The 26,176-nt window shown below is 63.7% G+C and carries 12 protein-coding genes and 1 pseudogene; 7 read left to right on the top strand and 6 right to left on the bottom strand.

Annotation, left to right across the window (positions count from 1 at the left end):
• The first annotated feature begins 23 nt into the window (after positions 1-23).
• The 4 genes and pseudogenes from AOP79_RS11395 to AOP79_RS12015 form a co-directional block, all read left to right on the top strand.
• On the top strand, positions 24-1,151 hold the full coding sequence (locus AOP79_RS11395) for a DUF6361 family protein (RefSeq protein WP_062073677.1): 1,128 nt from the start codon (positions 24-26) through the stop codon (positions 1,149-1,151).
• The gene (locus AOP79_RS11850) at positions 1,148-3,052 is read left to right on the top strand and encodes a phospholipase D family protein (RefSeq protein ID WP_062073675.1); all 1,905 of its coding nucleotides are present in this window, start codon (positions 1,148-1,150) and stop codon (positions 3,050-3,052) included. Before AOP79_RS11395 ends, AOP79_RS11850 begins: the two co-directional genes overlap by 4 nt.
• Positions 3,036-6,245 (top strand): helicase-related protein, encoded by a 3,210-nt coding sequence (locus AOP79_RS11385; RefSeq protein ID WP_161794272.1) that lies wholly within the window; start codon positions 3,036-3,038, stop codon positions 6,243-6,245. Before AOP79_RS11850 ends, AOP79_RS11385 begins: the two co-directional genes overlap by 17 nt.
• A gap of 100 nt (positions 6,246-6,345) precedes the next feature.
• Positions 6,346-6,712, top strand: a pseudogene (locus AOP79_RS12015) (transposase family protein); the annotation flags it as partial.
• Between the two features lie 47 nt (positions 6,713-6,759).
• Here the strand turns inward: AOP79_RS12015 and AOP79_RS11375 are convergent.
• Positions 6,760-7,395 carry an NUDIX hydrolase gene (locus tag AOP79_RS11375; RefSeq protein WP_062073669.1) on the bottom strand — a complete coding sequence of 212 codons (636 nt, stop codon included), beginning with the start codon at positions 7,393-7,395 and terminating at the stop codon, positions 6,760-6,762.
• An 83-nt stretch (positions 7,396-7,478) separates the two neighbouring features.
• On the opposite strand from AOP79_RS11375, the gene AOP79_RS11370 reads away from it, so the two are divergent.
• Genes AOP79_RS11370 through AOP79_RS11360 form a run of 3 tightly spaced genes read left to right on the top strand, consistent with a single transcriptional unit; the run spans position 7,479 to position 10,790 of the window.
• On the top strand, positions 7,479-9,089 hold the full coding sequence (locus AOP79_RS11370) for an ADP-ribosylglycohydrolase family protein (protein WP_201774467.1): 1,611 nt from the start codon (positions 7,479-7,481) through the stop codon (positions 9,087-9,089).
• The gene (locus AOP79_RS11365) at positions 9,086-9,829 is read left to right on the top strand and encodes a TY-Chap2 family putative peptide chaperone (protein ID WP_062073667.1); all 744 of its coding nucleotides are present in this window, start codon (positions 9,086-9,088) and stop codon (positions 9,827-9,829) included. Before AOP79_RS11370 ends, AOP79_RS11365 begins: the two co-directional genes overlap by 4 nt.
• Before the next feature lie 16 nt (positions 9,830-9,845).
• Positions 9,846-10,790: an FRG domain-containing protein gene (locus tag AOP79_RS11360; protein WP_062073665.1), complete on the top strand. Its 945-nt coding sequence runs from the start codon at positions 9,846-9,848 to the stop codon at positions 10,788-10,790.
• A gap of 56 nt (positions 10,791-10,846) precedes the next feature.
• Here the strand turns inward: AOP79_RS11360 and AOP79_RS11355 are convergent, their stop codons facing one another.
• Genes AOP79_RS11355 through AOP79_RS11335 form a run of 5 tightly spaced genes read right to left on the bottom strand, consistent with a single transcriptional unit; the run spans position 10,847 to position 26,175 of the window.
• Entirely contained in the window at positions 10,847-11,758 is a 912-nt protein-coding gene (locus tag AOP79_RS11355; protein WP_062073663.1) for a GIY-YIG nuclease family protein, read from the bottom strand.
• Positions 11,755-13,047, bottom strand: a complete 1,293-nt coding sequence (locus AOP79_RS11350; protein ID WP_062073702.1) for a hypothetical protein — start codon at positions 13,045-13,047, stop codon at positions 11,755-11,757. Before AOP79_RS11350 ends, AOP79_RS11355 begins: the two co-directional genes overlap by 4 nt.
• Complete coding sequence (locus AOP79_RS11345; protein ID WP_062073661.1) at positions 13,044-15,242, bottom strand: 3'-5' exonuclease; 2,199 nt, start codon at positions 15,240-15,242, stop codon at positions 13,044-13,046. The genes AOP79_RS11350 and AOP79_RS11345 overlap by 4 nt, the downstream gene beginning before the upstream one ends.
• On the bottom strand, positions 15,239-21,616 hold the full coding sequence (locus AOP79_RS11340) for a DEAD/DEAH box helicase (RefSeq protein ID WP_062073659.1): 6,378 nt from the start codon (positions 21,614-21,616) through the stop codon (positions 15,239-15,241). Before AOP79_RS11340 ends, AOP79_RS11345 begins: the two co-directional genes overlap by 4 nt.
• A complete protein-coding gene (locus AOP79_RS11335) occupies positions 21,613-26,175 on the bottom strand; it encodes an Eco57I restriction-modification methylase domain-containing protein (protein WP_062073657.1) in 4,563 nt (1,520 codons plus the stop codon). Before AOP79_RS11335 ends, AOP79_RS11340 begins: the two co-directional genes overlap by 4 nt.
• Position 26,176 lies beyond the last annotated feature (1 nt).

Here is a 26,176-nt window from a genome sequence, read left to right as displayed (position 1 = left end):
GGCGGATAGGCCACAATCGCACTATGCCATCAACGTTCGGCTGGCTTGATGCCGATGATTCCCAGCGTCGCTCTGTACTCGAATTCTTGAGCTCACTCAAAGAGCCGGGGACGCTCGACGAAATGGGTGTGGGTCGTGTCCGTGATGTGGTCTCAGACGCACTTTTTCCTGGTACCTCGTACCTCCATACGCGTTTGCGCTACGTGATCTTCGTGCCATGGCTCCTGGCTTTTGCGCGTCAGCGCCCCACTGTTCGAGAGCGCGAGCAAAAGTTCCGGGGACTGCATCAGGATCTGCGTAAGGCGCTCATGGCGGGACAAGCCGGTGACGGCATTGTTGGTGTGACTCGGGAAGAGCCGGTGAAGCAGTTGCCGTATTCGCTGTATTGGTCTGCGTTGTCGCGGTGGGGGATTCTCCCAAATGGGGCTAGCGCGGATGCCTTGTTGAGGGTGCCGGACGAGGATAGTGCAAGCATTTTCCGTGACATCGAGATCCCATATTCGACTGTGCCTACGAAACTTACTTTTGACCTTCATGAACGAGAAGCGAGTTTCCTGCAATCCCGCATCCGTTCTACGTGTCAAGGTTCGATGCTCGCGTATCTGGTAGATCAACCGTCGAGGGAGTACTTGCCTGGTCAGGTGTGGGAACACCCAGCAGTTGCCGATGCAGGGTCGGAACTGAAGTCGATGGTGATGGGCGCACGGAGTTTCAGTTGGGCGATGAAGGGTGCGTCACTCACGTATCACGTGGTTTTGGCACGGCAACAAGGCAACGAGGAGAATGAGGCTGCAAGGCTGGCAGACTTCGCGGAGTGGCGCGAGCAGGTCGGAGTGCATCTGAGTGGTGCGGATGAGCGTGTGCGTTGGTCGGCCCAGATCCTCGAAAGGAACGCTCACGCACTGCAGCCGCTGGAATTCTATGAGCGGTGGCTGGGGTCCGTCGGCAATCTCACGCACGACGCCCCCTCACCGGAGATGGTCACACTTGTCACTCATCGCGAGGCAAGGGTTAAGGGGCAGCGCAAGCGGATCGGTAACTCGGCTGTAGCGAAGAACTGGTCTGGGAAAGAGGGGCCCGGACAGTTGGCCTTCCGGTGGGAAGTCGCGCGTAAACATCTTGCTGACATTGAGGCAGGACTGAATTCATGACGCTTGATCCGAACAGTCGAGTGCTGTTGACGGAAGGGCTACGACCGCCCCCCGGGTACCGGGTCGTCAACGCTGTAGCAACCACCTATTCGCTCGACCTAGCGACGCTCATGACTGCGCCCTTGGCGTTCGCGATGTATGAAGTAGGCGATACCGTCGATGCCGCGATGCGGGATCAGGTCCGTCTGGTCGAGTCGTTGCGGCGGCATACCGAGAACCTGACGGTGTTTTGCCAGGCGGGTGCGATTCACCCACGTGTGAACGCTGACAGGAGGCTCCTTGCCTTCATTGAGGATTGTGTGGTGGAGACCAATGGGTCGACCGACCACGACTCGCCGACGCTGTTCCACCCCAAGATTTGGGTCATGAGGTTTGAGGCGTATTCGGGTGCGGTGGATGGTCCGGCGTTCCTCCACAGGCTCGTGGTACTCAGCCGCAACATCACGGGTGATGATTCTTGGGATACCGCTCTGGTGCTCGACGAGGATCCCGACGGGACAATCGAGGCGGCACCTCTTGCTCAGTTCCTGAGGAGATTGCCTCAGGCTGCCCTCGTTGAGCCTTCGGCCAAACAGCGCGCGAATGTGGAGGCGCTCGCGGACGCTGTCGCACCATTGCGCTTTGCTGCTCCGGCTCCTTTTACCCATGGGGTGTTATTGCCGATTGGTTTGGGCTTTGACGATGTCTGGCCGTTCTTGCCAGGAGCTAAGCGAGTGCTTGCTGTTAGTCCTTTCCTCACGGCGCCGGCGGTAGCGGCGTTGGGGTCCATCTCGCGCAATAACACTTTGATTTCTCGCCAGGACTCCTTGGAATCACTTGGCCCGGATGCACTTGGGTCGTGGACAAGCACCCGTGTGCTCTCCTCCTCCCAGTGGACACCCGGTGAAGGGGAGGATTCTGGCTCAGACGACTCGCACGACAATGCGCATCCTGCGGAACCAGGCGAGGACGCACTGTTCGGTGTTCCCCGCGGTCCGCTACATGCGAAGACTTTTGTGGTCGACTACGGCGATGGGTCGTCCCTGACGGTGACGGGGAGTGCCAATCTCACGTCGTACCCGTGGAGGTCCGGCACGGAGTTTGATGTCGCTCTGTGGGGACCAACGCGTGACTGTGGAGTTGAGGCCGTGTTGGGCGATGGTCGTGATGGTGGATTGTCCGAGGTGCTTGACGAGGTCACGGTTGAGGCGCGCACACCACTGGAGAACGTTGTCGAGCAGAAGCAGTTGGAGCAACTCCATCAGCGCATCGCGGCCGCAGCGCCACGCCTCCACGTGTCGCCCGCAGACGATAGCGAGGTCATGGTTGAGTGGGTGATGGACGCGAAGTGGACGGCTGCAGAGCAGCGCCTGGCGGCCGCGACGCAAATTCATCCGGTCACTGTCCATGCTTCTCAGCGGCTCGATTCGCACGTGCGGTGGTCCATGGAAGTGGACGACGTGACACCCTTTGTGCGCGTCGTGACGACCATCCCTGGCACGGATGGCGACCAGGTGCGTGGGTGCGTGGTCCGTGCAGAGCTCCACGGGAACTTGGGCGATAGGCGCGGGAGGGCCTTGCGTAGCCTAGTCAACGGCCAAGGCGCAGTCACGCAGTACCTCACCTACCTTTTGGGCGATCCTGCGCGTGGAGTCGGTCTGGGCTTAGACGTATCGGGACAGACACGTTTGGGCGGCGAGGCGGGAGACGCAGGCGCTGAGCGGGGAGGTGACGCGCCCGATGCTCCGCTCTTCGAGTATGTGGTGCGTGCCTTCAGCCGTGACCCTGCGGCATTGGACCGCGTGGCATCGTTCATCTCTGATGTGGAGAACGACGATGGTGACGCGAACCTTCCGGACGGGTTTCTGGCACTGTGGGAAGCAGTCATGGAAGCACGGGGCGGGCGTGAGCGTAGTGAGTGACAACGTTGACCCATTGGCCCAGTTGAAGGGCTTCCAACGCGACACTGTCGAGCATGCGTTTAGTCGGCTATGGGACGCGGCCGATGCTGTAGACCAGTTTCTCGTCGCCGACGAGGTGGGGCTCGGCAAGACCATGGTTGCGCGGGGTGTCGTGGCTAAGGCAGTCAAGCGGCTTGGCGCCACGCAAGATCGCGTCAAAGTGGTCTACATATGCTCCAATCAGCAGATCGCTCGACAAAACTTGGGCCGGCTCAGCGGCGGTGCCGATGTTGAGGTCCCACATGCTGACAGGTTGACCATGCTGCCTCGTGCACTCAGCCAACTCGCGGACAAAGAAGTCTCGTTTCTATCATTCACTCCCGGTACAAGCCTTGAGTTTGGAGTCTCGACGGGACACATGGGTGAGCGTGCATTGGTTCTTGCCATGCTGGCACGTGGCTTGCGCCGCCCCCTGACCAAGCGCAAAGGATGGCTTCGGTATTTCCAGTGCGGAGCGGGCTACGAGAACTTCTCTCGCCAAGTCCAGGCCATCCCTGCCGATGCCGTGTCTGACGAGGTATGTGAGGCCTACGTTCAACAGTTGAGTGGATTACCGGGCACCGGCACGGGATCTTTGCTCGATGAAGTTCAGTCCTGCGTAAGTGAGTTCTCTCACCGGGGTTCCGTCATCCCGGAGGAGCTCCACTCGCGGAGGCGTCGGAGCATCGGCCGGCTGCGCCAAACTCTCGCGGAACTTGCCGTGGATTACCTGGAGCCAGACCTCGTCATCTTGGACGAATTTCAGAACTTCAAGAAGATTCTTCCCGTCGCCGGCACGACCAGCGATGGGGATTCGTCAGAGGCCACCCGGCTGATGAGCAAAGTGCTCGGCGGGTCGTCTACCAAGGTACTGATGCTGTCCGCGACACCGTTCAGTATGTATACGCTGCCCGGCGAAAGCGATGGGGATAGCCATCACGAGGACTTTCTGCACACAGTATCCGTACTCGGTGGGCGTGCAGCCGCCTCGTCTGTGCAGGAGAATCTTCGCCGCGTAAGGCGCTACTTGCGCACCGGCGAGGACTTTGAGGATGCGCGCCAGGGGCATCTGGCAGTTGAGGCCGAACTGCGCAGATTCATGTGCCGTACTGAGCGAGTAGTTGCAACAGCAGACCGCAATGGAATGGTTGAGCCTCGCGAACTTGGCGATGTTGCTGTGAGCGCAGAGGACCTGGAGCGTTGGAACACGCTCGACAAGGTAGCCACCCATCTGAAGAGCCCCGATCCGTTGAACTTTTGGAAGTCGGCGCCGTATGCGCTCAATCTCATGGAGAAGGGCTCCTACGTGCTTCGCCAGCGCTTCGAAGAAAGCGTGGAGGCCCAGGACGCTGAGCTTGCTCAAGTCCTGAGCGGTGCCCGGGGCCTATTGCGCGGCCGTGAACTTGCCACTTATGAGCGTGTGGATCCCGCCAACGGGAAGATGCGTGCCCTGCACCAGGATGTGTTTGGCAGCGAGGCTTGGAAGGTCGCATGGTTGCCGCCCGCGCTTCCGTACTACGAACTCGGCGGGCCCTTCGCGAGCCAGCCGATTCGTAAATTTACTAAGAGGCTGGTGTTTTCAGACCTTAAGGCCACGCCTCGATCGATCTCCGCGGTGACGAGTTATGAGGCGGAACGGATGGCCGCCTTGCAAGCCCGTGCCGAGTTTGGCGACTCCACCGAGATGTCCACTGAGTACTACAAGCCCACGCGCCCAAGGCTCACCTACCGCGTGAGCCCTACAGGCAAAGTCGAGTACCTCCCAAACCTCTTGCTCGCATATCCATCGCCAACACTCGCAAAGCTCGGTGACTCCCGCCTCGTCGTGCAGCGTGTGGCGCGGGACAACAACGCCACTGCAGGCGACGTGCTTTCGTGCGTTGCACACGACATTGCCGCTGAGTTGCCGCCGCTCGGGGATCGTGGCACCGCGTCAAGCGCTGATCGTGACTGGTACATGGCCGGAGCGTTGTTGCTCGACCGCGCCAATGGACATGCGCGTACCGCACTTGCAGATATGGAGCGTGGCGCGGCCTTGGTCCGTGACGATCAAGGGCGCAGGAAGGCAAGCCCGCTTGGTGACAACTTTGTCTCCTATCTCACTCGCATGCGTGAGTTGGAGGGGATGACAGTTGCCGAGCTGCGCGAACACTTGGGGCCGGCTCCCGATGATCTTGAAGACATGCTCGCCGCCATAGCAGTGGGTGGACCTGCGGTGTGTGCAGCTCGTGGGCTTGTGCGCAGAGGCGGACAGGCCAGCGACGTCGGTGCGGAAGCGTTTCAGATGGCGGAGGCACTGCGCACGACCATGAACCGGCGCGACATCTTCCTTGCGGTCCAGCGAGGGGCATTGGTTGATTACTGGCGCGACGTCCTCAGGCACTGTGTGGACGGCTGCTTGCAAGCGGTGCTTGACGAGTACCTGCACATGCTTGTGGAGATGGAAGGGCTGCAGCAGGTAGAGCCCTCGGATACGCATCGCCCACTCGCGGAGGCTGCCAGCATGGCGATGACGCTGAGGGGAGGTTCGCTCACGTTCTATGAGATGCAGGAAGTGAATGGCCGCATTGAGCCGGAGCCGCACAGTGTCGGACTGCACTTCGCGGTCCGGTTTGGCCGCGCCAGCCACGAGGACCAGACCGCGGCATACGAAGGTGAGGTGCGTGCTGCGTTCAATTCGCCATTCCGCCCCTTCGTGTTGACAACGACCTCTGTGGGCCAGGAGGGTCTGGATTTTCATGCTTACTCGCACGCCGTAGTGCACTGGAACCTTCCGCCGAACCCCGTGGATATGGAACAACGGGAGGGTCGCGTACATCGCTACAAGGGGCATGCGATTCGCAAGAACATTGCGTCGAGGTATGCCCAGGTTGGCCTCACCTCCGATGAAGAACCGTGGGATGCGATGTTCACGGCAGCGGAGAGGGACCGTGAGCCAGGAACGTCCGAGTTGCACCCATATTGGCTCTATCCGGATAGCGAAGGCGCTGCGATCGAACGCTATACGCCCATGTTTGACCTCAGTCGGGAAGTCAATCGCAGCGCACGGTTGCGTGAGTCAGTGGCTGAGTACAGGTTGCTGTTGGGCCAGCCACGACAGAGCGATTATGTCGGGGACCTGCCGGAGCGTGCCGGCGAACTGATGATTGATCTGCGGCCTGCGAAGCGCCGTTAGGTGTAGTGCCCAGGGACGTTGTTTGATTTCGGGGCGGCGGGGAGAACCTCCGGGCAGAGTGGAGCTGTATAGTTCTTCGCTCTGAATCCCGGAGGTCCTCGTGTCCCACGCTAACGCTGCTTTGACTCCGGTCCAACGTGCTCGCATCGGTCGTCTCATCGTTGATGAGGGCTGGTCCATCGCTGAGTCGGCTAGGTTTCACCATGTGTCGTGGCCCACGGCTGCGAAGTGGGCTCAGCGGTATGCGCTGATGGGTTGGGCCAGTGGAGATGTCCTCGAGCCTGGGCGTGCCAGCCTCGACCGTGCATGCGTTCGTCCATACCGTCATCGACGACCACTCCCGAGTCGCCTATGCCGAGATCCACGAGGACGAGAAGGCCGACACCGCCATCGGGGTCCTCACCCGCGCGGTCGCCTGGTTCGCTGCTCGCGGCGTCCACGTCGAGTCGTTGCTTTCGGACAACGGCAAGATCCCACCCATCAACAGATTGAACAGCCTGCCTGGGCACTACAACTAGTTGATCCTTCTGAACAATCTCGCGGGTTTGCCTACGGTCCCACGTTCGACCTCGCCGGTGTCGGCGAGCATGCCAACCATGGAACGTCGGAACGAGTCACGCATGGGTGTCCCCGCAGGGTCGACGGCGCGGTGGAGGCGCTCGAGCTCGAGCAAGGTGAACGTTTCCCGACCTAGAAGACGCCAGGGGTCGGGGGACCGGGAGTAGTCGGCGCGGAGTCGTTCCACAGCTAGGGCGACGATGTCGGAGTGATCGAACGCCATCGGCGCCACGTCACCGACCTGCACCAGCGCGGCAGTGCTGGCCAAAGCATCGGCCGGTACTGCGACCATGTGAGCGACCGAGAGGACCCATCCGCGTTCGTCACGATCGAGTGCGTCGAAGACGTGCAGTTGCACGGGGGTAAGTCCGGAGACGCCGGCCTTGTCTGCGAGGGAGCGGGCTACGGCATCGGCCAGGCGCTCTCCCGTGTGCAGGAAGGTGCCGGGTAGGCGGAAGCCAGCCGAAGCATCGGCCGTCACCACCACGCTGAGGACTCCATCCGAGACCGTCAGCACCGCGGTGTCGACCGCCACGGATGGTCGCGGATAGTCGGCCAGTGCCTTGCCTGATGTGTCTCGGTACGCCGTCATGCTGGCCATTGTCGCAGATGTGCGCTAATCTGAGAGCAGAGAGTTAGAGCGGAATCGCTCTAACGCGAGACTGAGGGGGCGTCATGAGCCAGAACACCGAACACAATCCAGAATTTCCCTACCGCGATGCGCACATCAGCGGGGCGCTCTACGCGGAACTGCCGGCGGAGGAGAGCGAGCGCCGCGTCGTCGGTGGAGCACGTCGCCGGGCGGGCGCAATCCTCGGAATGGCCGTCGGCGACGCTTTGGGTGCGCCGTACGAGTTCAAACCATCTCAGGGAATCACGCTGCGCGGCACGAGCGAGGACATGATCGGTGGTGGCTCATTGGGCTGGGCGCCGGGGGAGTGGACCGACGACACCGCAATGGCCATCCCGCTGCTACGCGCCCAACGCGACAACGAGTGGGGCGACCCAGATCAAGTAGTCCAGGAATGGCGTGAGTGGGCGTTGACAGCGAATGACGTCGGTATACAGACCCGCGAGGTCCTCGGACAGTTGGACGCATCGTCGACGGCAGACGACGCTCAGGCTGCGGCTGCCTCCGTGCACCGCGCACGTGGTCGCTCCGGTGGCAACGGCTCACTGATGCGCACCACGCCTATCGGGTTGCGCCTGTCTCTGTCAGCCAGCAATGCGTTTAGCCCCAGCCGGACGGTCGGCGTGATAGTGGAGCAGGCACGCTCCTTCAGTGCGCTCACCCACTATGACCCGGATGCTGCCGACGCCTGCGTGCTGTGGTCAATCATGATTCACATGGCCGCCACGCACGGTGTAGTCGATGTGGCCGATGCGGTGAAGTGCCTGCCGAGGGAGCGCCGCGACAAGTGGACAGCCCTCTTGTCGGAGGCGGCAGCTGGGCGGCCCGGAGACTTCCCGAACAACGGCTGGGTGGTGCACGCGCTTCAGGCGGCGTGGTCCGCAATCCATGTCGCTGGCATTGATGTGGCCGACGAGAGCACCGCTACCCCCGACGCCTTCCGGTTGGCACTGCAGCACGCGATCAACGCAGGAGGGGATACGGACACCGTGGCCGCGATTACAGGGGCGCTCGCGGGCGCCTTGGTCGGGGCCGATGCGATCCCGTTGGGCTGGCAGCGCCTTCTGCATGGTTGGGGTGGCGACGGTGTGGTGCTGGACTCGGGTGCGTTGGTGCGGTTGGCGGCCGACGCTCACGCGAACAAGGTCGGCGACCGCTATTCGTTTACGCCTAAGCGCACGCGACGAGTCGACTACAGCACGTTTGGTCCGTGCGACACGTTGGCGCGTCACCCTCACGACGGCGGAGTGTTGCTGGGTGGGGTCGGGGTGCTGGATGCGCTGCCTGACGAGGTCGACGCGGTGGTTTCACTGTGCCGCATAGGTGACGAGCAGGTGCCGGAGCGCATTGCGCGCGAGGACAAGGTCGAAGTGTGGCTGATCGACCGACCTGAGGTGGTGGAGAACCCGAGCCTCGAGTACGTCTTGGCGCAGGCAGCCGATGCCGTGGCTGAACTACGGGCGGCGGGCAAGACCGTGCTACTGCACTGCGTGCAGGCACAGTCGCGGACGCCCACCGTGGCGGCGCTCTATGCGACACGGCACCTAGGAGTGCCGGCCGATGCCGCACTGGCGGAGGTGTGCGCGGCGTTGCCTGAGGCTCGGCCCAATAGGGCGTTCCGAGGACTACTGGCACAGATGGGAGGCCGACCATGACTGGACCCAGGGTGTTTCAACCCGCTGACAGGTTTATCGACGCGCAACTGTGGTGGGTGGCATCGGAGCTGTGCCGGCGGCACCCACGGCTTGGACTCGTGGAGACCGTGTTCGACGAGGTGGGCACTGTGGTCGAGGCCGTTGGGTTGATCGGCGCACGCGAGGCTCGTGTGGGGTTCTCCCGAGTGGCGGGGATTGCGATCAAGGATCGGCAGTTCGGAGTTGCACCGCCCGCGCTACTAGAGCAGGTCAACCCGCACGCCATTTTACGCCAGATTGAGCAAGCCCACGGGATGGGCGCGCCTATCGATACGCCTCCCACCAATGGAGTCACCATCGGGTACAGGGCAATCGCCTGGATCCTGGGCGCCATGGTGAACTCGCGGCATTCGTGGACCGTGCGAGGTGAACGGCGCACTGATCCCCACGTGCTGGACGACCTGGAATGGATGGGCGGTGCAGGCGACTGGCCCGCGATGGCAAAACTGCGCGCCAATTGGCAGGAGGCCGAGGACGACGGAGCGCTCTACGAAGTGGAGCTTGCCCACGCGTGGGTGATCTTGCGCGACCTCGAACCCGTTGCTGTCGTCGACCGATACGGCGACCTGATCACTGCGCGGGGAGCAGTCGATGTGTTGGGGACCTATCGGGCATTCGGCGACGATCTTGGTCGCGCTGTGGAGGCGGCACTGGGGATGTGCTGCGGTAAGGCGGTCGCGATCTGCGGCCCTTGGTCCTGATCGCTACGCTCCATTCATGAGCGAGACAAGACCCAGCACCGAAGCCGCACCCGGCTGGCGATTTGCCGACTGGGACCAGGACGTGATCTCTACGTGGTCCGACTTCCAAGAAGCGGCGTACCGACTGTCCGAGAACTATCGCGGTAGCCGCCTCGTGTGGCGCGGAGTGCGCAACGCAGACTGGGGTGTGCACAGTTCGCTGTATCGACGTTTGAGCGACGTTCTCGGGTACCGGCCCACCGAGACCGAGATGGTGGACGCTGAGAAGGAGATCCTGCGCCGAGCCCGCCAGGATTGGCGCTTCGATGGAGTAGACGCACTCGAACTCTTTGCGCAGATCCAACACTTTGGCGGACCCACGCGCCTGATCGATGTCTCGGAAGACCCTCTTGCTGCACTTTGGTTTGCGGTGGAGGCGGGTAAAGGCACCGAGCCCACGGACACCGATGGCCGACTATTTGCCTTTGTTGCGCCGGTGAAGTCGGACCTTCACCTCAACCGGAACTGGAAGACGCGCGACGCACTGTGGCACGAACTCACGACGGATGACCGGCGGGCCACGAAGCGCTGGGGTACCGGCACGAACCGGCGCTACTGGCGCCCGCCGGTCTACCACTCACGCATTGCGGCGCAGAATGCAGGGTTCCTCCTGGACGGTGTTCCTCTCGACGCTGGTGCGCGCAACAAGTTTGGGCGCGTTCACCCCGGCACGAGTGAGACCTGGACACTCAACGACATGCAGCAAGCCGCATCGATACCTCTGCGCCTCAGCACATCGCGACAAGGAACTATGAGTGAGGACGCCAATCCCGTCTTTACGTTCCGAGTCCTCGAGACCGCGAAGGAAGAAATCCGTCGTCAACTCGAGGAACGGTTCGCGGTCCGCGCATCGAGTATCTATCCCGACATGTTTGGGCTCGCCAAGTATCTTGACGAACGTGCGGAGACTTTGCTCGCTTAACCATGCGCGTAGGGCCGAGGAACTTCCTGGAGCGCTCGGTGGAGCAACCGACCGAATCACGCGATTCCTCGGGTCTCCCAATCTCCGAAGGCGCTTCCATCACTCGTGCGCCATGCCGTGCGTCCATTAGCCGCAGATAGACCCTGAACGACTGCGGCCGCTGCGGACGACGACGAGAAGACTGTGTCGCGAGTGAACTCGGCCCTACTTCCATCGACCAGTATTGATCCGTCCATGATGAGCTTGGCGTGCAGGGCTTTGCGTGACTCATAGGCGCGCAGGGTGCTCTCACGGAGTCCTTGTTTGGAGTCGACGCTGGGAAACACGGTCGATCCTGCGAGGACTGTGAACTCGCCATCCACCTCTTGGGCGGAGGCGTTGACCCCCCGTTTTGTGTTTACCAGGTGAAATACGGGAGAGTCCGTGCCGGTTGTGGTTGTGCCAGGACGGACTAGCACCGACTGGCGCGATCGCATCACATTGATCCCCAACACAGGCAGTACCACATGCAATTGCTCAAGAAAGTACTCCATGTCCGACCTGTCGGCTTCGGGTAACCGTGGGTCAGGTGGATTGGTTCCGTTCACGACGGTGGACCTAGCCGCGGATATCGCGAGCGAGATCAGGCGAGACTCGAGATATCGACAGTGTGCCTTGGTGAGGTTGTCGTCCTTGGACGTGATGGTAATGACGCGGTCCCAGAAGTCCTTTTCCTTAACGTGTGACTTGAGGCGTTGGCCTACTACGTCGGCCTCGCCTACATAACACCTCACCCCGCCGTTAGCCTCTTCGTCGTCGCCTAGTAAGAGATAGACGCCGGTGCGATCCGCTTCATCGCGGTCCAAGAGGCTTCCGACATCCGACCGTCGAGCAGACAGCACATGTCCGGTCCAGTTCGTGATCTCTGCGGTCGTCAGGCCTCCGGGTGTGCCATCAATCAGAAACACCTTCACTTGCTTACCGGTCATAGGGTGTCGCCTTCTTTCGCTGAGTGATCGTCGCCGTTTTGACGCCTTCTCGGGGACCGTTGCGTGAGGGCAGCTCGAGTCCTTCCGGCAGCCGATGCGGCTGAGTCCAGGCCAGATGTGCCCACACGACGCAAAACTCCTGCTCCACGAACGCCGGTGTCAACGGCCCTGTCTCGCGCCTCGACGGCGGCTTCGACCCACCGGCGCGCGACAATCTCATCCTGAGGCCCTCCGATTCCGAGCGCGGAGTGGAATTCGTCAAGGGCTTGAGCGGTGTAGTCGGCGGCAGCCAAAACGGCCTTGGCACTGCCAGGATGCAGCAGGACTGCGGAGTTGGCCGCCGTGGATACAGAGGTGAGCTTTGCTCCTAGACTCTCGCTCGCGGCGGCGATTGCCGACAGTCGCTTTGCCCGCGCGGTCAGTAGTCCGCGACGGTGGGCTTCCAGGTCTTCTGGGAGGCCGTCGAGAACCCGATCTAGCTCTAGTACCCCTGTGGCGTCGTGCAATTGCACGCACCGCGCCAATACAGAGAGCCAGTCCTGCGCGTCTCGCTCGATCTTGCGCACGTCCTTGGCCAGGGCTCCCACGCCCTTCGCCGCTTCGAGCTTTCCAGCGGCCGCGTCGATTTGGCGGAGCGCGTAGGCCTGCGTTCTGTTAATGGTGTTGCCGGCACCTTGAACCTTCGACCAGGTGACCTCTGACACCCGACCCGTTGATTGAAGGATGGCCAAGGCTTCATCGATCGTGAGTTCAATTCCGAACATGTCGGCGAATACGGCGTCTTTCTGGGCGCGAAGGACGTCGTCCACCTTGGCATCGATCAGGGCGAGATAGTCCGTGATCTCGTCTATCGCTTGTTGCATGGCGACTTGCGCCATGATCCCTGCGGCACCGGTCAAGATTGCGGGGTTGCTCGCGATGTTCTTGGCGCCCGTCTTGGAAAATTCCAAGATGTGTGAGGCTTTGCCGTTCTTGGTCAGTATCGCGCGGCTCACGTTAGGGCTTGAACCCTTCATCGTCTCGCCGGTTCGCAGGAGAGCTGCCGACTTGTCAGAAAGCTTCACCCACTTGCCAGCATTTGCCGAGGCTTCCCCCGCAGCATGGAGTGCCGCCGATCCCTTGGCTGTGTGGCGGCTCAAACGGCCAAGGCCTAAAGGACGTGAGGGTAGTCCGTTCGACACGAGGAATTGCTCTATCGCTGCGGGGTCACCGATAAGACCAAAACCGTCACCATCATCGATTATCTCGACCTCTCCCACAGGGGCGATCTCCGCCGGCTCTTCGCTCAACTCTTCGCCCCGATCAGGTCGCTCCGTGTCCCACTCCACGTCACGACTAGTTCGTCTCGTGCGCGTGTGGCCGCAACGTATAGCAAAGATCGCTCACGCAGCATGGCGTCCTCATAGGCGTCGGCATCGTACTTCTCGCTTCCGACCGCCGCAGGCACGGCGCCTTCCGCGACGCCGGCGAGCACCACCTTCGAGAACTCGGTTCCCTTGGCACGGTGCATGGTGAGCACGACTGGAGTTCCAGTACCAATCTTTGCGTGCCCGTCGATGCTACGAGCATCCACCCCACGCTCTCCGAGTGCGGATACGACGCGGGCGGCTTGGCGATTCGAGCGCACGAGGACGGCGATCGCCTCGGGTTCAACGTCCTTTGCCTCGAGCCATCCACGGATGCGTGCCGCGATCTCGTCGAACTCGGCCGCGTCGTTGTTACACGGAACTAGCGCCGGGGAAGGCCCGGAACGGGCGGAGTGGTAGCCAGCGACAGTAGCCGCGTCGCCTTCGACATCTGAGAAGTCGGCGCCAGATAGTACGCCCACTGCCCACTCAAGGTTTTGCTCAGTGGTGCGGTAGTTGAGCGTCAGGCGCTGTGACCGGCCCACGATGCGGATGCCGTATTGCCCCAGCACCACTCGTTGCCCGTAGATGCGCTGGTGGGAGTCTTCAGCGATGAATAGGTCGTCTGGCCCTTCTGCGACCAGGGCGCGTAGCAACTGCCATCGCACAGGTGTCAGGTCCTGGCCCTCGTCAACGAGCACGTGGTCGGCGAGATGTCCAGACATCGAACTCAACGTCAGGTGCTCGGCTGCAATCGCGACGGATTCTTCCCAATCGACCTTGCTGAAGACCTTGCCCGACGCGCGGTATGCATCGATGACCGACCACACCTTCGAACGCAACGCGCGGTTAAGTGCGACACCCCGCCCGGCACGAGAGGCAGAGAAGTAGCCCGCTCGAGACACCACGCGACGGGGGAGCACCACCATCGCGTACTCGGCCGCGAAGAAGGAGGGTGATCTCAGGTTGTCCGGCAGCCCGTCTCCCGCCGCGGAGATAGCTGTTTCCCACGTATCGCCATCGGGCCGGCTTGTCACATGAGTGGCAGGGCGGCCCAATACTTGCTGTGCGGCAGTTGAAATCTCAGTGCCTGCCTCCTTGAGGACCTGTGACACGAGGGCGTCAATGTTGGTGATGTAGACCCCGGGCGCACCGAGTTTGGAAGCGATAGGTACTCCGGGATCGAGTTGTTGCAAGTTGGCGCGGAGCATGTCAGCGAGGTTGCGTGTGTAGGTCGTGAGGACCACGCGAGCCTGAGGGTTCTCGCGCCAAAGGTTGCGCGCGCGGTGCACCAGCACCACCGTCTTGCCTGTCCCTGCACCGCCTGAGAGACGGAAAGCACCGTTGTAGTGAGCGGTCGCATACTTGCGCTGCTCAGGGTGCAGGAAGACTCGCCATGCCCCAAAGTCTTGCGCTTCGATGACCCGCTGAAGTTCTTCTTGCCCTTCGATGTACGCGAACGCGGCCTGAGCCGTGGGGTGCTCGAGACCCCGCAGGATCTTCTCGTCCTCGGTGGCGTCGGCATCTTGCTCGACCGGCGTGTTGAGTCCGAATTTCTCCCGGATGTCCTCGATGCTCAGACCGTCGACGAGGTACCCCAGCGCCTCGCCTTGCCATCCGCCCACCCGCACCGCGACCTCGAGCAGCGCCTCCTCGTCCGGAGCCGCTGCCGCGGCGCGTGCCGTTGCCCGCGCGAGGCCAAGCTGGTCGGTGAGATGCTCGAGCGTGTACCCCCAGCTCTCGAGAAGCGAGAGAGTGTCGGCGGTGTCCGTCGGTTCGACGACGACGTCCTCGTCGTCAGTTTCGGGCTCCTCGACGTAGCTGACTTCCGTGAACCCTCCCACCGGGTTCACGCTGATCGTCATCTTCCGCGCAAGATCGATCGCCTCGTCGTGGTTCCACGTCCCCATGTAGAAGTACGCGACGTCGTCCTTCTGCGGAACTTTGAAGAGGACGGCGCGCCACTGCTGGTCGACGCGTCCCGTGCGCACACGCGCGTCGACCGGCTTCTGCATGGGCTCAATGTGCAGGCCCGGGAGGGCATCGTTGGTTTGCAACTTGTCGAGGAAGTCGTAGACCTTGGCCTTGACTGCCTTGTCAAGCTTCTGTTGCTTGTTGGCCCATACGAGCGTGGTCACTTCTTCACTCCTTCACTCAGCACCGCGGCCATCGCATTAGCGTCGGCTGCGACGACTGTCCAGCCCTCATTCTGCAGGCGCTCACTGACATCGGGGTCGAGGCCTGCATCGACAGCGACCTTGAGGTCCGGCCACGCGATTATTGTGGTCGCGCCGCCGAGAACTTCGTGGCCCAACTCGGGCGGGGTAGCACCAGGTACGGCCGATGCGGCAGTCACCACAGCGCGCTCGGTGTCCGTCTCGCAGTACCCGAGTACCTCCTGCCACTCCTCATCGAGGGAGTCCGATGGAGTGGCACTTGGAGCCGCCTCCGGTTCGGGTGTCCCGTGTGACATCGAACTCAGCGCCGTGATCATCGTGGAGTGATCGCGCATGCCGAACAGGTTCGACAGTCGCAGCCACTCGCGCCAAGCAGTCTTGAAAGTTGCTGAATCCTCGACCGTCGCATCTCGGTCGTCGATAGCGACGACGATCCGCAGGAGGTCGGTGCTTTCGACTTCTGCGTTGAGGCCACATGCACCGTGGCGCCACATCCAGCGGCTCTTCGGATCGGACTCGACAGGCGCGCTCTGACCTTGGAGCGCGGCAGCGAGCACTGTCTCCAGGGGCGAGTCCGGGTCAGCACGGTACCGAGTGGTCGCGGCTTCGTTGACGAAGTAGTACGGGGCCTGGTCGGCGAATGAGCGCCGTTGGTCGAGCCGTGGTTCCCGCATCCAGGACACCAAGAGCGCAATGGGTCCGTCAGCTACTGCGTTGACGTCTTCGGCGCTGAAGCTGGCCCCGCGAAGCATGAGGTGGTTCGTGAGTTGTTCGGTCATCCAGGTGGGCTGAACGACGGCCTGCGCGCTCCACTCGTCGATGTCGGGAGCCGTCACCGCGATCACTTTCACGCCCTGAGCGCGCAGCGCGGCGCGCTTCTGGGCGTCGTCGGCGACTCGGTTGTGGAGCTTGGTGGCGTGGTACGTGAACCCGTCGGTGAAGACGGCGAGTTGGCCATCATTCGGGTTGGTGGAAGACAGCACAAAGTCGGGCTTGGATCCATGCATCATCACCTGCGGTTCGAGGATCCACGTGCGCTTGCCAGCGGGGAACGTGATGCGTAGCTTCGGCCCATGGGGACCCGGGACTGAGACCACCTTCGCGCTCGCGCTCTCGAGCGCTTCGACCAAGGCCGCGCGGAAGGCCTGCTCAAGGTGGCTCTCAGTGTCGAGCTTCGCTGGTGGCGTCGAAGTCGTGCTCCACGCCACGTCGGCACCGGGCTCGGCATTTGATGGTTTCCCAGAGGCCAGCATCGCTCGCAAGTGCATCGCTGCGGCTGCACGCGACGTCGAGGCGACCTCGTGTCCACGCGCAAACGGCAGCAGGCACCGATGGCACGCGTGGCGATCGCCGTCCTGGCATTTGCACGCATCCAGCAGCGCCCACGCGCGCCGCAGCAGGCTCCAGACCTTCTCGGGGTTGCGCAGGTCGGCCAAGTACCCAGTACCGCCGGGCACGACGTCGTGGAGAAGCAGCGAGGGAACCGGGTTCCCGCCGTCGGCGCCGGATTGAGGGTCTACCGTCTCGATGACGTCGATGTGGTCAGGGGCCCCACCGAACTCTTCGCGAAGGCCCAGCAGGATCGCGGCCTTGAGGCTCGGGAGCGCGAAGTCGTCGCCGAGTGTCACGGACTTGGGTAGCCGCAACAGCACGCCCTGCGTCGACAGCGTCCGGGTCAGGACCACCTTGCGGTGGTGTTCGGCACGGTCGTTGCGGTACCGGCACCACGTGCGGTGCTCCCAGGGATTGTTCGCGCCCGCGTGCGAGTCCTGTTTTCCGCAGCCCTCGCACACCGCGAACATCGCCGCCGACACCTCGCGCCCGGACGCCATCAGGGACGTGCCCTGTGCATCGGCCTTGCCCATGTTGAGCCAGCGGATGTCGAGCTTGCTGAAGTAGCGGGCACCGAAGTCGTAGTCCTGGACGTACCAGGACCCGCTCTCGTAGCCAGGGTCGATGTCCGGGGCTGCCAGCACGGAGAAGCGGGTGCGTTGGCGGTCGTCGGTGCGGTCGGAGATGCGGTGCTCGTCGCGCCGCACCTCCGCGCTCGCTCGCGTGAACTCGAGGCTGTCGACGCGTTGGCTCACGTCTGCGATCGACGTGTCGCCGCAGCGCGGGCAATGCGTGACGGCCTCGCCGTCGGTCGCGTCGACGGTGTAGCCGCACTCGCCGCACAGCGCGAGGGTGCGGATGCTCGTGCCATCCACACCCAGGTCGACGGCGTCGATGGTGATCTCCATCCCACCGGCGTAGAAGACCGAGCCGGGGGCGAACTCGCTCAGCGCGGACCGCGATCCGCGTGAGTAGCTCATGGGAGCGGCTTGGAACTGGTCGTTCTCGTCCACCCACGTCAGGGCGATGTCGAGCTCGACGGAGTCATCGAGCAGGGTGTAGTTGGGCAGAATGCCGTACTCCTCAAGCGCGGCCACCCACCACTGCTGCTTCATCGCACCAATCTGCGCGTTGACCATCTTGAGCGAGCCATGTGCCATGCGGGCGTCACGAATCTGTGCTTCGGTGGGCTTCGGAAGCGCCGCGATGCGATCGAGTTCCGGAATCTCCTTCAAGATTGCCGCAAGCCGGTGCTCGAGGCTTTCGAGCGTCGTGGTCCATCGCTGAGAGGCCGCATAGATCAGCGCAGCGATGCCCGAGGTTCCGGGGCCATCGGATGGCGTGGCCCAGCGAGCAAGAGCCTCCCGCGTGGCCTCAGCCAGCCCCGCAAACGTGCCAAGGAACCGGTCGACGTGACCCGATGCATCGGCCTCGGCAAAGTCGATCAATGAGCCCAGGTAGGTGCCGGGCTCACACCTGTTGAGCGTGGCCGATGCGAGCGTCGGGTGCTGGATGGTCGTGTTTCTGGCGAGAGCATCGGCCAGATGCGCGAGGTACTGGCGCTGCAGGATCTCCTCGGCGTCGAGGTAGGTCGCAGGCGGGCGCACCTCGCCGTTAATCACCGACAGGGGGTCCTCGAGCCGCGGCAGCTGCTCGCCGCGTCCCGTCACGAATGCCAGGTTGAGCGCGTTGCCTGTGAGGCGGCCGGCACGTCCCACGCGCTGCAGGTACGAGGCCACCGAACGCGGCAGGGAGGAGAGGAACACCGTGGACAGGTCGCCGATATCGATGCCCATCTCGAGCGTGGGCGTCGCGACTAGAACATTGGGAGCGTCCGGGCGAGTGCCGGACTCCTTGAACCCGGTCTCGAATTCCAGCCGCTCTTTGTCGTCCAACAGGCTCGTGTGCTCGCGAGCGACCACGCGGCGCATCGCGGCGTCGGCGTAGAAGCTGCGGTAGAAGTTGGCGCCCTGTGGGCGCCTGCGGAGCGTGCCGGGGCAGCGGATCACCATGCACGGCGCACCCTCGAGTTGCGCGACGGCTTCCGGCGCGCCGGGCACGACGTTGGAGCACACGTCACATGTGAGCAGCGTCTCCCCGGACTCGAGGGCAACGTCGCTCACTCGCGTCAGCTTCACGCGCGCGGGCGGAAGGGCATAGACGGCCGCTCCGGAGTCCAAGACGGCCGATGCGCTGAGCACTTCGGCATCGGCGAGGGCGGCGAGCAACTGCCGCGCCAACACGGCAGCAACGGGGCCGGGTACCTGCAGCGCCCTCTGTGCCCAGCGGGAGTACCAGCTCTGAGGCGAAGTGACGTTGACGAGGTTCGAGTTCTTGGTCCCGCTGCGCTGCTTGCCGACGCGGGGGAACTCTGGCGCCGGGCGGCCCTGGGGAAACGCGGGCATGCCCTTGTTCTTGGGCCTGCCGCCCCAGATGCGCCAACGGTTGCCGTCCTCGGCGAGGTACTTGTCGAGCCACGGGTGGTGGAGCCCGCCCTGCTGGCGGATGTGGACGAGCACGCCTCGTGCCCATTGAGCGAGTGCGGCATCGTCGATATCGCCGAGGAGCTGGACGTCCGAGCCCTCAAGGGCCTTGCGCGCAACGCGAGCGAGGCGGCCTGCGTCGCCGGCGTCGACATGACCGACCACGGCGCCGGTGAGCTCCAGTGTTCGACCCACTCGGGACTGCAGTCCGAACTCGAGTACCGCGTCGAATGCCAGGCGCTGGCGGACACGCTCGCGAACGCGCGACGGGACCTTCGCGAGCGTAGGTGCCGTCCAGAACTCGCGGAACAGGTCATGACTCACCAGGTCCGGCGGAAGGATGCGGTAGCGGGCGATCGCGTCGTCGCCGGCTTGCTCGATGACCCGTGCGGCGAGCTCGTCGAGCGTGATGGTGCCGTCCGAGGGGACGGCGTCCATGAGCAGCGAGCGCAGGGTCAGCGAGTGGGAGCGCGTCTCCACGAATCCCGCGCGATGAGCGGCGTCCTGGACGGAGTCGGTGAAGACGAGCGCTTTCTTCTCGCGCGTGTCGAGTTTGGCGTCGCCGAACAACGTCGACATCGACACCGAGAGCAAGGTCGCAATGGCGGAGCCCAGGAAGCGGATGCCGTCTTTGCCTCCGCAACTGGGGCACGTGTCGTTGTTGGACTCCTGATCGGCATCGTCGCTGGTCTGGGTGAGCACCGGCAACACCCAGCCGTCGCGCACGGCCTCGTCGTCCGGCGCGGGCGGCGCCGCAGTGATCTCGTGATCATGGACGCGCCAGTGCATTAGGCCCGGGACGGCGGTGCCCTTGAACTCGGCGGCGTCGGCCTCCGCGGGCGCGTACATCAGCGCGCGGAACCGGCCCTCCTTGTTGAGGTGCTTGCGCCGCACGGCGCTCGCGTCGTCCTCGACCGTGAGTCCGGTGGGTGTAAGCGTGATGCCCCAGCCCGACCGGCCGCAATGGCGGCAATACAGCGCAGGGAAAGCGGGCCTGCCAGCCTCGTCGTCGATGCCGGCGCTATCCGACAGCGCCGCGGCGCCGTCGTCGGTCCAGCGGAAGCTGGGGTGTGCCGAGGCGAGCCGGTCGATGCGTGAAAGCTCGCGGACCCACAGGTGCAGGTCGACGTTCAGCATTGGCAGGCGCCCGCGGCCACACACGGTGCGGACGTGGCTGATGGCCGCGAAGACGTAGAGGAGGAACTCCTCGGTGGTCGCTTGCCAGTCCTCGCTGCGGGCTGATGCGGGTGGCTCGCCGGGCAGAACGGCACGGGCGAGATCGGAGATGGACGTGGCCTCGGACGCCGCGGCGACGAGGTCCCGCACCAGGGGGATGCTGACCAGGCGCGCGCGCAGTACTGCGGGCGCTGAGCTCTCGTCCAGATGAGAGTTGCCCGAGAGATGCTTGATCACCGAGCGCGCGAGGGTGTCCGCTTCGTTGACGCTCGCGCTGGAGCGCCAGTCTTTGACCGCGCCGTGAATCGACTCGGCAGTAAGGTCTGTCGCGGGCGCAGCTGATGTGGCATCAGCCTGTGCTTCGCGCGCCCACTCGTCGAACGACATGCGCGACTCGGTCACCACGGCGTCGTGGCGGAAGGCTTCGCCGAACACGGTCTCTGCGAAGCCGAGCATGACGTCTGGGTCGCCCTTGTCGCCCAGCGTCGCTGAGGTCGCGATCGGAGTGATTCGCCCGAGCGGTCGAGAGTCGAACTCGGCGGCCCCCTCGTCGTCGAGGTAGTTGCGCAGCGTGAGGCCAAGGCGGCGTAGCAGCATCGCGACGTCGGTTCCCTGAGCACCGTCGTAGGTGTGGAACTCGTCGAGCACGAGGTACTGCAGCGAGTGCGCGCTGCCGGCCCAGATCTTCTGGTCGGCGGGACGCAGCAGGAGTTGGTCCAGCATCTTGTAGTTGGTGAGCAGGATGTCCGGCGGGTTCGAGCGGATCACGTCCCGGTCGGTGATGAGCCCGCGCTCGGACACTACGGAGCGGTTGCCCGAGTTCTCGCCGGTGTAAATCGCTGCGGTGATGCCAGCCAGCGCCGACTCCTGCGTGAGCAGCTGGGTCAGGCGCTTGGCCTGGTCGTTGGCCAACGCATTCATGGGGTAGAGGATCAGCGCCTTGGTGCCGGTCTCACCACTCACCCGTGCCCGACGCACGTGGTCGAGGATGGGGAAGAGGAAGGCCTCGGTCTTTCCAGAGCCTGTGCCCGTAGTGACGAGGGTGGGTTGCGGGCGAGGCTGGGTGAGGCTCGACAGGCGCTCGAACGCCGCGGCCTGGTGGCCGTAGGGCTTGAACCAGTCGGGAAGCCAGCTGATCGACTTCTCCCAGCCGGGCTCGGCGGGTCGGAACGGAAGCCGGAGGCGAGCGAACGGCCCCTTGAAGATGCCGGACTCACTCGACTCGAGGAAGTCGCGGAGCGCGGATTGCGCATCTGCGTCCGTCAGCGCAAAGGTCGTCGCCAAGTAGTCCAACAGGCCCTCACGGACGCGTCCAGCCTGGATTGACGGCAGCAGTTCACTCACAGTTCGTCACCGAACTTCTCCTTGAACACGGCGTACGCGGCGCGCATATCGGCCTCGCGGTCGAGGACCTCGAAGGGGAACTCATACGTGTAGTCGATGCCGCTTCCGGGATGCGTCACGGTGCGGTCATCAATGGTCAGCGTCTCGCCCTTCTTGCGGTAGAGGCTGGCGACCTCCTTGGGCACGAGCCGTCCATGGGTGTCGTACAAGTCCTCCATATCGTGCTTTCGCAACACAGCGAACTGGGTGCGATAGACGGCACACAACTCGTCTGCCGTCACCCCCAGGCCGAGTGCGAAGAGTGCGTCGATCTCAACTTGGAGCATGCGACGCTCGCGCGCGAGTCTCGCGGGCGAAGCGGGCGTCCAATGGGGCGCGTCCGGCATCGCGCGCTCCCAGAGACTTGAGTAGGCGACGGACAGACACGTGAGACGAGCCGCACGGGCAACAAGAGGTGTCACAAGTCTCTCGTCAGCAAGTCGGGCTAGGCGATTCACTGTCGAGGCACCAATATTCTGAGGCGCCGCGCGTACGCTGAAGTCGTTCAGAAGCGTGCCGAGCGCGGCAGAAATCGCCAGCACTTCCCTCTCTGTAAGCGCCGCACTCCCCGCGGAAAATACGGGATGCACGTGCGCTGCTCCTGGAGGGAGCACCGATCCGATCAACGTCCTCTCGTTCGCTGCCGCGGCCATATTTCGCCATGCGACGCGATAGAAGTTGCGCGCAGACTCGGGTGCGGAACGACCCCAGCGCGTGTAGTCAGCGTCGTAACGCTCGCGGCTGCCGGCGGGCTTGTACGAAGTCACCGGGACATACTCTGCAGCGAGGGCCTCGAGATCGATAGCCGTCCAGTCCTGGTTGTGCTTCATCGTCGCATTCGGAGACTTCGAGAAGGGATTTAGCAACGTGAAGTTTGGACCCTGCAGGATCACATCGTGCCAAGTGTCCGGGGCGCCCCATTCCTTGACGAAGTACCCTTTCTTGCGGTCGATTGACTCGTCCCACCCACGTGAGTACTCAAGGTTCAGATCACCGATGCGCGGAGCTCCGGCAAGCTTGTCGAGCACGCGCGCCACGGATCGGTTGACGGTATAGAGCATCCGAGTTTGCGCGAGCGGGACTTCCTCCGATTCGAGGACTTGGTGCCACGTGCGCAACTCGTCTCGGGTGACGCGGAGGATTCGCGAGGCGTGTGGTCGGACGTCCCAGTGGCCGTCCTCATTCTTGAGGCCCGGTTCGGTGCCGGATCCGTCGTGGTCAAAGGAACGTTCAACGGTGTCGGGACTGTACAGGTAAGCGGCGCTCTTGAACCCGACAGTTTTTGGATCTCCGTATACATGCACTCCGAAGCTCGCTTTGTCTGTGACCTCAAACAGCATTAGCGCATTGAGGAAGTGCCAGTGACGCCTTAGGCGCCCATACGTCGTCGATCGCAGCGCACCTGCCTTGTTGGCGGTAAAGTGGCTCTCCGGGTGAATGAGTCCGACTGTTGCCCGTGCTTGCATGTGCTGCCAGGTCTGCCACATGAAGCAGCGGTACAGGTCCGGCTGGAGCCCAGCAAGGATGGGGTAGTTCACCGGCGCTCCGAGATACGCGGCTACGGACGAGACCTCGGCCGTACCCGCGATCACGAGCTCACGAACGCCGTCGATTTCGAGCGTCGGTTCGCGCTTGGCTGCACGTTCGGCCTCTGACGGCTTGTTCGCGAGCTGCCACCAAGGGTCGCCCTCGGCCAGAAGCGCGTCGACATCCGACCTTGGTCGCACCCACGGCGGGTTTCCGACCTGGAGGTCGAAACCGCCGCGCTCGAAGACCTGGGGAAACTCGAGGTTCCAGTGGAAGAAGCCTTGGGACTCGGACTGTCCTCGGGGGACGTCTAGCCACGGATGGCGCTCGCGCGCGTGCGAAGTACTGATGGCTCCCGCGAGACCGAGGTCGGTGCGCTCGGCATCGCCTAGTTCATCCCAGTCGTCGCTGCTCGCCAGCGTGTCGGCACTGAGCCGGCTGCGCGACCGCGCCTCGGGCGCGCGGCCCAGGATATGGAAGCAGGTCTCGATCCACTCATCGAGCGTCGGTGGCGCGGAGTCGGCTTCGACAGGCCAGAACCACAGCGCGCACCACGCGTCCATGACTGTCCGTAGGCGCCGGTATGCCGAGTCTTCGTCCGCGAGGAAGCCCTCGATCTGCGTGCGGGTGACCACCGCATCGGCTGCCGTCCTATCGCGACCCCAGACGTCGAGGTCGCGTCGCACTTGCTCGTTCGCGATCAGTAGTCGCTTGGCCGACATCTGCCATAGGGCCTCGACGCGATACGTGAGCTCCTGCAGGTCGTCGAGCTGCTTCTTGGTGGGCTTGCGTCGGATCGACTTGCGCCAGTCCTTGAGCGCCTTGGTCGCGTCGGGGGCGAGTGCCTTGGCCTCCTTCGCGTCGGCCCCGGCGCCCCAGCCCTCCGCGGGCAAAAGGAAGTGGAAGATCTGTCCTGAGACCTCCCCCGCCACGGTGCCCGCGGCGGCGTTCTCGAGCAGTTCCGCGACCGGCCGGTTGGTGGGCGGAGTCGTGAGCCAGGTTCGCGAATTGACGGCGTCGCGCGTGTAGGTGGCGCGGCGTGCTCCGATGAGGGAGTTGCCGCGGCGCAGGTGCAGGCCGAACCACGGCGCCTGCAGGCCTTCGACCATGGTGTCGAGCCACAGTGAGATTTCGGCGAGTTCCACCGCAGTGCCGTTGAGGTCGACGCCATACACGTTGTGCAGCGCGATGTAGGCCTTCACCCTTTGCAGTTCGCGCTGGTAATCCTCCGGCGGAATCTTCTCGCCCAGTTCTCGCTGCCGGCGCTTGAGGTACTCCTCCGCGAGCTGGCGGGTCGCCTCGATCGCGAACGCCCCGGAACCGAGAGCAGGCTCGCAGACGGACAGATCCAGCACCTGCTCGGCCGTGGTGGTCTCGCCGTCCTGGTCGAGCAGTTCCTCGAGCGCCTGGCGGACGGTGAAGCGGGTGAGGACCTCTGGCGTGTAGAACGACGCGGACTGTTGGCGCTCGCGTCCCGCGAGGCGGTACACGAAGGTTCCCGCCTTGTGCAGCACCGGCTTGTCCTCGCCGGTGTCCGGGTCCTCCTCGGTGACGAAGTCCGCCTTCGCGATGCCGTCCGCGCGATGCGTGGGAACGACCCATGAGCCCTTCGACGAGTCACCGTTCTTTGCGACCTCGTACAGGTCCTCCTCAGCGAAAAAGCCCGTATAGCTCATGAGGCCCTCGTACACCGCCCCGAGCTGGTTGATGCCGAGTTCCGCGTAGGAGATGAAGCCGCGCTCGCGCTTGGCTTGCTTCTTGCTGAGCAGCAGGCGCTCGAGCACATCCTTGAGGGCGCTGTCCGAGAGCTTGGTCTCCGCGATGTGGGAGATGGCGCTGGGCTGGAACAGGTCCGCACTGAGTGATCGGAAGATCAGCGAGTCCGAGGTGTGCGCGCCGGATGTTCCCGGCGGAGTGTGGCCGCGGTCGACCAGCACGAACAGCACCGCGAGCGAGTCATACAGGTGCGTCTTGCGCTCGGCGTCGTGCGAGGTGATGTCCTGCAGGACCAGTTCCCGCAGGCGGTCGAGGCTGTAGCCCGCGTCGTACTCCTGCGTGCCGGTCGGCAGAACGCCCAACTCAGGCGAGGCCTCCGCGTAGAGAAGGAACAGGATGCGATAGAGATAGCGGAGTGACTGCTTTGCGAGCGTCTGTGCCTCCGACTGCGGCAGCGGGTCGAGCCCTAGCTGCGCACGGCGCGTCACGACGTCGTTCGCGATGATCTCGATCGACAGACGCACACCCTCGCGGAGGTCTTTGCTGACGCCGACCGTGTGCTTGACCGAGTCCTCCAGCACCGACGACCACCACAAATCGCCATCCGCGTCAGGTGCGAGCGAGTCCGCTGCGAGGATGGCCAGCGCGGTCTCGGTCTCGCCTCCGCGCTTGGCGTCGTTGCGCTCGGCGACGAGCTGCACGTCGACTGCGAGGAAGCGGCCTTCTGCCCAGCGTGCGGCCTCGGTGAGCAGCGCCCAGCGGCCCGCCAGGACCAGGACGAAGGTGGGAGCGTCCGTGCCTGCGAAGTGCGACGAGACGAATGCCGGCAGCGACGTCGACTCGGTACCGTCGACAAGTTCGAAAGACTCCCACAGCCCAGGACGAGACTTGTCGCGCAAGTCCTCAAGCGCATCGGCCGGGCGAGCCGTGACGATCGCCAGGGGCGCCGCGCCCGTCAGCCCCGGAGATGAGATCCGCGTGGCGTTCGGGCCCTCCGTGCGCTCGTAGCCGGCACCGACGTAGCCCAGCACGTCGAGAAGGCGATCAGAGAGCGCGCGCGACGCCTCGGCATCGTCTGGGCGCTCGTTGAGCGCGAGGAACGCCGACTCCAGTACGGTGCGGGCAGCGGCGAAGCGCGTCAGCGGCGACGTCTCAGCGTCCTTCCACCCCTTCGCGCGGGCGGCAACGTGCGCGGCGAAGGACGCCTTGCCGTCCGAAGTAAGGAAGTGCTCCGCGACAAAGTCGCCCTCGTTCACGATCGACTCGAATGCGGGCATG

The organism is Demequina sediminicola, from assembly GCF_000975055.1.
GTDB classification, from domain to species: domain Bacteria; phylum Actinomycetota; class Actinomycetes; order Actinomycetales; family Demequinaceae; genus Demequina; species Demequina sediminicola.
This window is presented reverse-complemented; position numbering and strand designations above follow the sequence as displayed.

Coding starts and splice junctions, on each gene's coding strand:
- AOP79_RS11395 (WP_062073677.1), top strand. CDS start 24: ATGCCATCAACGTTCGGCTGGCTTGATGCCGATGATTCCCAGCGTCGC.
- AOP79_RS11850 (WP_062073675.1), top strand. CDS start 1,148: ATGACGCTTGATCCGAACAGTCGAGTGCTGTTGACGGAAGGGCTACGA.
- AOP79_RS11375 (WP_062073669.1), bottom strand. CDS start 7,395: ATGACGGCGTACCGAGACACATCAGGCAAGGCACTGGCCGACTATCCG.
- AOP79_RS11370 (WP_201774467.1), top strand. CDS start 7,479: ATGAGCCAGAACACCGAACACAATCCAGAATTTCCCTACCGCGATGCG.
- AOP79_RS11365 (WP_062073667.1), top strand. CDS start 9,086: ATGACTGGACCCAGGGTGTTTCAACCCGCTGACAGGTTTATCGACGCG.
- AOP79_RS11360 (WP_062073665.1), top strand. CDS start 9,846: ATGAGCGAGACAAGACCCAGCACCGAAGCCGCACCCGGCTGGCGATTT.
- AOP79_RS11355 (WP_062073663.1), bottom strand. CDS start 11,758: ATGACCGGTAAGCAAGTGAAGGTGTTTCTGATTGATGGCACACCCGGA.
- AOP79_RS11335 (WP_062073657.1), bottom strand. CDS start 26,175: ATGCCCGCATTCGAGTCGATCGTGAACGAGGGCGACTTTGTCGCGGAG.